Origin of the sequence: Desulfosarcina sp., assembly GCF_033791525.1 — a bacterium.
Classification (GTDB): domain Bacteria; phylum Desulfobacterota; class Desulfobacteria; order Desulfobacterales; family Desulfosarcinaceae; genus Desulfosarcina.
In genome coordinates, this window is record NZ_JASJGN010000421.1 from 1 (window position 1) to 9,966 (window position 9,966).

Consider the following 9,966-nt stretch of genomic DNA (forward strand, 5'->3'; position numbering starts at 1 on the left):
CATAAAGGGTAGCTTGCGGTTCAGATCAAGGCCGCTGGGTTTTGGAAACCGCAGGCGTAGCAGCGCTACGTCGAGGATTTACAAAAAACGAGAACGCCGAACTGGGCCGCAAGATGCCATTTAGGGATAGACACTATGAGCGGAACTTGATGATCTTCACCGCCTCATCCACCCATTCCGAAATAAGGCGGGACTGATCACGGTGCGCCTTTGTCTTTTTGAGGCGCTGAAAGACCTCCTCCCGGGTTTTGACGGCGTCCAGAGATGGAATGTTATCCATGCTGCCGATGTTGGCCAGCCCGCGAATGGCTATTCGCAGGTTCTGCAGCAGATGGGACATGAACCGGTCGCTCTCCTTCAGGAAGTAAAGGTCTGATTCCGGGCTGCCGTATTCGGCAAGGGCACTGCGCAGCACCGATCGCCCCACGACCGTTTCAATCATGGACAAAAAGATATAAACCTCCCGCTCCAGGCTCAAAAGATCCTTTGCGGACAGACGGTGCTTGCGGGTCATGCCAAACTCCAGGGCTTCGCACAGGGCTTGATGAATGGTCCGGACCTTGTCGAAAAAGGCTTCCTGATCCCGATCCATGCGCCACGCGGCATACCGCGCCACCTCCTTGTTCAGACCACGCTGGTTGAAAAGGATATCTTCCGGTGTAATCTCGATGTCGGCCAGGCTCTTGTCATATTCGTGGAGGATGAGGTTGGCCAGCACCAGGGCTTTGGCATCCGAGAATTGAATATCACCAGGGTCCTTGAGAATATCTTCCAACAGGATCTTGAACGCACGCTTGGGCTGGTTCATCCTGGAGGTGAGCATCTGCAGGGCATTGAGAAAAGCGGTTCGGTCTTCCGGAGCCACCACATCCTTGAGATGCCGCCACAGGAACTCGAATATCTTTTTCTCGTAGCGGGTGAAGCGGGAGAGGGCATCGGCAAATGACGCTTTGAGGAAACGGCCCTTATCGTTGAAACACTTTTTCAGTACATCAACCAGCTGGCGGGCCTCATCCATATCGATGCCAAAATCCTGCGCCAGGACCTCGTAATCGCGTTCTTCAAACCGGATCGTGCCGTGAACCATGGAAGTCATCTTTTTCCGGGTGGAGGACCGCCCTTTGAAAAAGGAGACCATTTTATGCAACTGCCGGTGGACTGCGCCCAGGATGGGCCCGCGCCCGCCCACGACACCGTCCTCGGAACGGTTAAAATACAGGTTGTCGAACACATCGTCTCTCACCGTGTCCAGACGCTTTTGCAGGTTGTTCAACACCTCCTGCCGGGCATCTTCGCTTTTGGGCTTATTGTCGATGGCCTGGAGCAGGCCGGATGAGAGCCCAAGCCGCTCTTCCAGATGGTGAGAATTGATTTTCTGGTAGTCATCACCGTAGACGCTTTTTATCACCTTGGCAGCCTTTTCAGGTGAGGCCTCCACACTGGCGATGATCCGCGCCACTTGGGCTTTCTCCCGGGTAAAGCTTTCTTCGCTTTCCCCCCGCATAAGCCAGTCCAGATTGTTGATCTCCAGGGGCGGAGGTATCAGCTGCGCACTGAGCTTGGGCAGACCGAAAATGGCATTGTATACGCTGGTATACTGACAGCCTTCGTCGGACGCCTCTTTTTTCTGCATCCAGGCATCTACCTTGGTAACGAGGTTGCGCATGGTTTTTGCGCCCAATCGGTTGACGCCGGCCACCAGGCTCAGATTGGTATCGAGGCTCCCCTTCTCATCGGTTACCATGGGCACCAAATTCTCCTTACCGGGACCCAGGACAATGTCACGCTGGTTCCCGTGCGCCCGGTAAAGCCGGCACAGAATGTGAAGGCTGCGACGCAACCGGTCCAGAGAGTCGGGGTCTCCTTTGGGCAAGTTCAGGTTCAGGTTGCTGATGCCGCGGTCGGAGAAAATTCCGAAGGCATCCAGCAACTGGCCCATCAGGTGGGATAGCAGGGACCCGTGGCGCTTGATCATCGTGGGAACAAAATCCAGATCAACCACCATGTTTCCAAAAAGGATCTCGTAATCCAACCGCTCGGGAATATCCGAATCCGCGGAGAGTCCTCGAAAGCGGACCAGAATCCGCCCTGCCTGTTGGGGCATTTGGTTCAGTTTGGCCAGGGTCTCCGTCAGTTGATCGAAGGTCTGACGCTCCTCGGCCTGTCGGACGTCCAGATCCATGCGTTGAAAATAGCCGGCGATGTGGTGCACAATTTCACAAAGCAGAATCCGCCATACGTCTTGCTGTTTCTGCTCTTCGGACAGGCTCTCGGCCATCAATTCCGAAGTCGAACGTCCTTTTTTGTGTTCTTCGATTCCCTCGATCTGCGAAAAAAGCTGTTCTGCGGCATCATCCAGGTGTATTTCTTTTTCATCCATGGCCCTGACCTGTGTTGCGTGAAAAGGCAAATTGGCAACCCCTGGTGCGGTCATGCCGACGCGGTCAATCATTTCATGCTCAGCCGAAACACCGGGGGCGGGTCAACCCTATGAATCCAGAAGGTATTTGTTAACTATCACAATTTTCTCTAAACGGAAATCGAAAACCGGAAAAGGCGTGGGCGTTCACAGGTTCAGCGTTCACCGTTCTGGGTTTGTTTTCTATTGGTTGACCTTAGTTCTTAAGCTAATAAGTTCCTGATGAAACCACCAATCCCAGAGCGAGCAACTCCGACATGTAACCATTCACCGGCTCAGCGTTTATCGTAAATAGTTACTTTGGCTGAGGTTTTCGGTGTACCCTGAACATCTGAACCTTAAACCTCTGAACCCTGAACCGTTGAACCCGTGAACGGTCACCGAAAGGCTCAACTTGAAATACGGGCATCGCTTTGATAGTTTAGTTTCAGACAGACAACCGGAACCGTGAGGGGATCTTCTTCCAATATGACAATGATCAAGTCCAAAGCCTTAGAAGCCAACCTGGCCAGCACCTATGTGGATGTCACCATCGATGCCCGCTATGAAAGTATTCAGGCGGTCATGTCCCGCTACTTCGGGTTGATGGAAGGGGTGAACACCTTCCTTCGGGAATTGAGCCATCCCTATCGCAATTGGCAGTTTATCGTGGGGGAGGCACGCGGGTACGCACTGGACTACTTTCATCTGTTTCAGTCCCACCCCCGGGGAGTGGAAGCGGCTGAGGCCATGGTCGGAATATTCAGCGAGGTCATCGAGTCCAACGCGGATGAAGACGTTCGCACGGATGCGGTGGACAACCTGCTGTTGTATCTACAGCAGATTATCGGCGGCTCGAAGGACCGGCTTCCCGATTTTCTGCCAGCACTCAACGCGGCCTTCAAATGGATCCACGACTGCCCTGACGACCGGTTTTTTCTCTTTGTCAAAAGTTTTTACCCGATCAGGCGAATCATCCGGCTGCTGGGGGAACGAGGCAACAGCGCGATCACCGACCATACGGTGCTCAACCGCCTTTTGATCCGCACCTGCAAGGTCACCTATGATTTCTGGTGCGAGGTCAAGGACCCGTGGGACTGTTTCCAAGCAGCTGCGGGCCAGATCCGCGATCCGGAGCCTGTCCGCGCCTGTTTTTCGGAAATTTCCCATGACGCGCTGCACGCCTTGAAGGACCACCTGTACCAGATCGAGAGCCTGCCGGAAAGCGATGCCCCGTCGGTATTCGGCCAACTGCTCACCTTAACGGATTTCAGTGCCATCGTCGAACGATACCGCAAGATGCCCCAGATGCTTCTGCAGGTCAGCGCCCACGGCGGGCAGGGCAAGCACTGGAAGGTCATTTTTCTTTTTCATATCATGAGCATTTCCGGCCTGAACCTGATCCACGAAGAGGCCTTGCGCGACATCAACCGCACCGTAGGCTGGCTGATCGAAAATGAGAGCTACCGGCACATCGGCGATCTGATCGAAAAAACCTTGTATATCCTTAAAACCCGGACTGAGCAATTTCCGGCCACGTCCCTCACCTGTGTTCTCAACATGGGCCAGGGGGTCTACAAGACCGATGAGATCGACCTGGTGAACTTTTTTATCGACCGGGTCGTGGATCTGGGATTTCAGACCCCCATGCTCGGCGGCGTGGGCAACGACTGGCAAATCCAGGTCAATTCGGCACACCTGCAGAACATCCGCACATGGCTGGAGCTGATCGAATGCAAGCCCAAATGGTCCTCGCGACTGCTCTCCAGCCTGATCATCAAGCTTTCGTTATCCGGAATATTCATCAAAGACACGGACCTGTTCCCCAGGGACATTACCCGTTTTCTCAACAGTGAGATCGGGCCGGTCTATAATCTTGCCAAGCAGCTGACCCGCCTCTTTCCGGCTTTTTTTAACGATATCGGCGCGGAGGGTATTCTGCGTGACATCTCCACACGGCTGGATGAAATCACCCACCGGCGGGACATACTCATCCATTTTTTGCGCAAGCAAAGCCATGTAGAGAGTTCCAACCGAATCATCCGCTTCATGGAAGCCGTTCTGCACTTCTGGCAGACACGGGACAAGGCACCACTTCAACCCTTTGTCCCCCCCAGCATCTTTGCGCAGATCGATGTCCGTGGTGAATACATTGACGGGGTCAACGCCCTGTTCACGCACCTGAACAACCGGGGCCTGGTGCTTCCCGAAGAGCTGCTCGTAGAGGAAAACGATCGTATCCATACCCTGCTGGCTGAGGCGCCTGGCGCCAATGCTGTCGACACCGAACGGGTGGTGCTCATCGCGGCCTTTTACAAACTGCTTTACCACAAATATCAGCTGGACTATAAATCCCTCCACCACCACATGCAGCAGTTGGACAGGGAATCTTTTCCGGACCTTGAAAGTCTTCGCGCCGCCCTGGACGAGCCCGACTTGAAACGGCGGCTGTTCATGCTGATGGACTACCTGGAGCGTCTCAAGGCGGTCATCCTCTCCGAGGAGACTTACGAAATCCGGGCGGACATTTACAAAAAGCGCCACATTACCATCGATATTCCCTCCATGTACGGCAGCTACCACGAACGCAAGTTCGATGCACTGGGACTCACCTTTCGGGTCGAGTCCCTGATTAACGTGCTGTTCGAAGAACTGGTCGACCAGATCAATCTCGGCCTGATCACCCGGGGCACGTTTCACGACATCTATGAGCGGCTCACCCTTTTTGACAAGGCCCTTCGCCTGGACGGCATTTACTCAGTCGAACTCGAACGTCAACTGGATCTGCTGGCCCATGCCTTAGAGGTGAGAGGATTTACCTTTACCCAGTACCTGGACATTTTCAAGGGATTCGCCGTCGCCGTCAAAAATATAATCAACGACTACTTCAATAACATTCACGGTCAGAACCTGACACGCATTCTCTCCCACATGCCCACAGACCGAATCCTGGAAAAATACCTTCCCCGAGAGAATACCGTCGATGCGGACAAGCTCAAGCACCGGGTCTCAGAGATTTTTTTCCGGGATCGTATCGCCACCTCCCTGGGCCTCCAACAACTGGACCTGTTTTTAACCCGAATTCTCAACACCTTGTTTCACCAGTCCAACATGCTCCCCAAGGACAAACTCCATCTGCTGCTCAACTATGACCCCCAGCGGATCATAACCGGCCTGGAAGCGGTCAACAGCAGCGCCATCGGCATCATCTATATGGGCAACAAGGGGTTGAATCTGCTCAAGCTGAAAAACCTGGGGCTGCCGGTGCCCCCGGGGTTCATCGTGACCACCGAGGCCTTTCGCTGTCGGGAACTGATCGATGGCTTCGCTCCGGTGAAGAAGAACTTCCGGCAGCAGGTTCGGCAGCATATTGACCAACTCCAGAAAATCAGCGGAAAGCGGTTTGGGGACCCGGCCAATCCTCTGCTCTTCTCGGTGCGCAGCGGTGCTTCTATTTCTCAACCCGGCATGATGGAAACCTTCCTGGACGTAGGGATCAACGAGGAAATCGCCGAGGGGCTGGCTCACAAGATGGACAACCCCTGGTTCGCCTGGGATAACTACCGTCGATTCCTGCAATGCTACGGCATGGCCTTCGGGCTGGCACGCGACGATTTTGACGCCATCATTGCCGAATTTAAATCACGACTGAGCATCCCGCTGAAAAAAGGATTCACCGGCGAGCAGATGAAAATGGTCGCCCTGGCCTACAAAGCCCGGATCCAGGACGAGGGTGTAGAGATGCTCGAAGATCCCCTGGACCAGCTCTTTATGACCATCAACGCGGTCTTCTCCTCATGGGAATCCCCCCGGGCAGAGACCTATCGGAAAATCATGGGCATTTCGGACGACTGGGGCACCGCCGTCACTGTTCAGGAGATGGTCTTCGGTAACATCTCCCCCCAGGCGGGCTCCGGCGTTTTTTTCACCCACAACCCCCGCTGGTCCGGGGACACCTTGAGTCCGTGGGGCGATTTCACCCTGGAGAACCAGGGGGAAGATGTAGTGTCGGGTCTGGTGAGGACCCTGCCCATTTCGGTCAAGCAGCAGGAGATCGAGATGCGGGACACGGACATCACCCTGGAGACCCACTACCCGGCCATTTACGAAGCCATCCGCAAATGGGCGGCCCAGCTCATCTATAAAAAAGGATGGAGCCCCCAGGAGATGGAATTCACCTTCGAAGGTGCTTCAGCAGACGACATCTACCTGCTCCAGACACGGGACATGGCCATCCGGGAGCGTAAAACCGTGCTCGCTTTCGACGTGGCGACCAATCCGGAGGAGCACTACCTGGGCCACGGCATCGGCGTTGCCGGCGGAGCCATGAGCGGCCGGGCGGTCTTTACATTGGCGGAAATCGACCGCTGGCGAAAAGCCGAACCGGACACGACCCTGATCCTGATTCGCGGAGACACCGTTCCCGACGACATCAAAGAGATTTATGCCAGTGACGGCGTACTCACCGCCAGGGGGGGGGTGACCAGCCATGCATCGGTGGTGGCGCACCAGCTGGGCAAAACCTGCGTGGTTGGATGCGGCACCCTGGTGTGCAACGAAAAGGAAAAAACCGCCCTGTTCAACCAGGCAGTCATCCGGTCGGGCGACCACATAAGCATTGACGGTCGGGAGGGATCCATTTATCAAGGAACCATGAAAATCAGGGAGGCCTGATCAGGAGAAAATGCCATGAACGAAGGACAGATGAAAATCGGTATCAACGGCCTCGGCCGCATCGGCAAACTCACGGTGTGGCATCATGTGGGACGGCAATATTTCAGGGAAATCGTGGTCAACATCGGTCGTCAGGCCGGCACGAGCCTGGCAGACATCGCCCACTATCTGGAACGGGACTCCACGTATGGTGCCCTGCATGCCTTTCTGCATGGGTACCAGGCCAAGCCGGTGATCACCGACATCGACGACAGCACCGGGACGATGGTTGTGGACGGCATTACCCTGCGGGTTTTGAGAACTGCACGCACACCCCAGGCCATCGACTGGAAGGCCCATGGCGTGCGTCTGGTGGTGGACACCACCGGCCAGTTCCTGGATCCAACCCTGCCGGCCGACCACCCCAAAGGGTCGGTCAGGGGGCACCTGGAAGCCGGTGCCGAAAAGGTGGTGGTTTCCGCGCCCTTCAAGATCAAGGAGGAAGGTGCCTCCATGCCCGACGATGCGATCACGACCGTGATGGGAATCAACGCCAACGACTACGACCCCCGGCGCCACCGGGTCGTTTCCAACGCCTCGTGCACCACCACCTGCCTGGCCCACATGATGAAACCCCTGATCAACGCCTTCGGGGCCAAACGGATCCTGTCGGCCTCCATGGCCACGATCCATGCCGCCACCGGCTCCCAGCAGGTTCTGGATCGTCTGCCCAAGGCCGGCAAGACCGATCTGAGAAAAAACCGGTCGATTATAAACAACATCATCCTCACTTCCACCGGTGCGGCAAAGGCCCTGAGGCTGGTGATACCCGAAATGGAGCACATCGGGTTCATTGCCGAGTCGGTGCGCGTGCCGGTCAGTTCAGGATCCTTGATCATCCTGGTGCTCAGTATTCAGGAAAACCCTTCCGAAGAACCGGTCCGCCGCGGGGTACTTAACAGTGTCTACAACCAGGCAGCGCAGCTGGACCCCAACGGTTATCTGAAATACACAGAGAAGCAGAATGTTTCCGTGGATATTCTGGGCTCACCCCATGCAGCGGCGGTGATCGAGGGCGATGAAACCCATACCCGCACGGCAGACCTGAGTTTAGATCTGGCCAGCATCCCCGGCTTTTCCCAATCCGTGCTGGACAGCCTCACGGACACGGTGGTTCGCGCACCGGTCACCCAGGCCGTCATATACGGCTGGTACGACAACGAGATGGGCAGCTACGTGAATATGCTTGGCGATCGAACGGTAACCATTGCCGAGAACATGTAACCTGATATTTTCCAGCGATCTTAGAACTTGACGATATCACCAACGGCGCTATATATTGTCAAGCATACGCTACAAGGTCTGAATCCGCTGAACCGGGAAGCCCCTGAAAGGGCAATGTGATGAGTGAAAAATTAGAAGCGACAGATGATGACTGTATCTGCACGGACATTCCCAAGGCACTGTATGACCGCGTCGAAGACTTCTGCAAATCCAGAGGCATCCCCACTAGTGAATTCATATTCGACGCGATCAGCGAAAAACTGTTTTCCATTCACCGGGAGCGGCGAAGAAAGCCACGACTTTAGCGGAAATGGCATTCATCCTGGCTTGCGCAGTCGTTTTCCGACAGGCGCATAGGCCGGTTTCACTTTTTCTACGTTCCGATGCCTCCGGTACTCCAGCCTGTAAAATCTTGGCAAAATCCCCAGCTGTGGCCCTGACTCCAAACAATTCGTGCCGCCTGCGGCATCAACCGGCCAACCCCTGATGAACATTTTCGAAGAAATGAGAAAGGAGGCTAAGGACGCATGAGGCCACAAACCCGTTCACCGGTTCATCGAACCGCCTTGATGCGGGGGCAGCCGGCACTGGCCGCCTGCCTGGTGCTGATCCTCGTATTCTCTGGCTGCACCAGCCTGCAGTTGAGTCAATTCCGGCAGCACGCGGCACGTGGCGACCAGGAATGGCTCGCCGCACAGGCAATCAATTGCCAGCGGGCATCTGACGGGTGCGGCCAGCTTCACCTGGTCAGGGGTGACGCCTGCTTTCGCCTGGCCAAAATGGGCAGGGACCCAGCCGTCAATTTCGCCTGCGCCGCCGACGAACTGAAAAAAGGGCTAACCTTAAAACCGTCCTGGGATAATGCCGACGTTCAACTTCGATATCAGGAGAATCTTTGCGAATCCCTGAGAAATCTTAAAGATCTGCAATCCGGCGAAACGGCCGAACAGACGGTGAAGCGGTTTTTGGGTGCGGCCAAGGCGCTCTACCAGCTGGCCCCGGAGAGCGTTCCGGCGGTCTATTACCTGGCTAGCGCCCGTCTGATGCAGATGGAACCCATGCTGGGGGACATCAATGCCGCCACCCGTGTGCCCGTTTGCATCCGACTCAAACGCACAGTCACCCGTGTACTGGCAGTGATGGAAACCGCCAGGGAAGACACCCCTTCGGACTGGGACCGGTTTGCAGACAACTATCAGCGGCTTGTCTTCGACATGGGGTCGGCCATGCAGGCTGCTGAATGTCGATAAGGGTTTTATATTTTGGTTCTTCTCCAATTTAGTTGGAGAAGAGGGTCCAAGGATTCAAGGAGTCAAGGGTCTGTTTTCTATAGACTTTATCAGCGCTTTTAACATTCTTTCGATTTCTGATATGTCTTTTTTTAGTGTACCCAATTCACCTTTTTCAATTAAGTTTGACGGATGCGTAAAAAGTCCGATATCTGCGTTACGCTTCATCCTTCGTCACTGCGGCGTACCGTAAGTACGCCTCATTCCTTAAGGATTCGCAAGCCTTGATCTCGGGCTTTTTACGAATCCGTCGGAAATGCGACTTTTTACGAGTGCATCAAGGAGTGAGTAACCATGAAAAAAACCATCATAAAAGGAACCGGTCGTTATGTGCCCCCCCGT

At 55.0% G+C, this 9,966-nt stretch carries 5 protein-coding genes; 4 read left to right on the plus strand and 1 reads right to left on the minus strand.

The features are described from left to right. Window positions 1–133: 133 nt before the first annotated feature. Complete coding sequence (locus QNK41_RS20280; protein WP_319260828.1) at window positions 134–2,380, minus strand: hypothetical protein; 2,247 nt, start codon at window positions 2,378–2,380, stop codon at window positions 134–136. Window positions 2,381–2,887: 507 nt separating this feature from the next. On the opposite strand from QNK41_RS20280, the gene QNK41_RS20285 reads away from it, so the two are divergent. The 4 genes from QNK41_RS20285 to QNK41_RS20300 all read left to right on the plus strand — a co-directional run bounded on the left by QNK41_RS20285 (window position 2,888) and on the right by QNK41_RS20300 (window position 9,585). Continuing rightward, window positions 2,888–7,072: a PEP/pyruvate-binding domain-containing protein gene (locus QNK41_RS20285; protein ID WP_319260831.1), complete on the plus strand. Its 4,185-nt coding sequence runs from the start codon at window positions 2,888–2,890 to the stop codon at window positions 7,070–7,072. 15 nt (window positions 7,073–7,087) lie between these two features. After that, a complete protein-coding gene (locus QNK41_RS20290; protein ID WP_319260833.1) occupies window positions 7,088–8,335 on the plus strand; it encodes a type I glyceraldehyde-3-phosphate dehydrogenase in 1,248 nt (415 codons plus the stop codon). A gap of 119 nt (window positions 8,336–8,454) precedes the next feature. Then, window positions 8,455–8,640, plus strand: coding sequence for a hypothetical protein (locus QNK41_RS20295; protein ID WP_319260835.1), 186 nt, complete (start codon window positions 8,455–8,457; stop codon window positions 8,638–8,640). A 222-nt stretch (window positions 8,641–8,862) separates the two neighbouring features. Beyond that, window positions 8,863–9,585 carry a hypothetical protein gene (locus QNK41_RS20300; protein WP_319260838.1) on the plus strand — a complete coding sequence of 241 codons (723 nt, stop codon included), beginning with the start codon at window positions 8,863–8,865 and terminating at the stop codon, window positions 9,583–9,585. The last annotated feature ends 381 nt before the right edge of the window (window positions 9,586–9,966 follow it).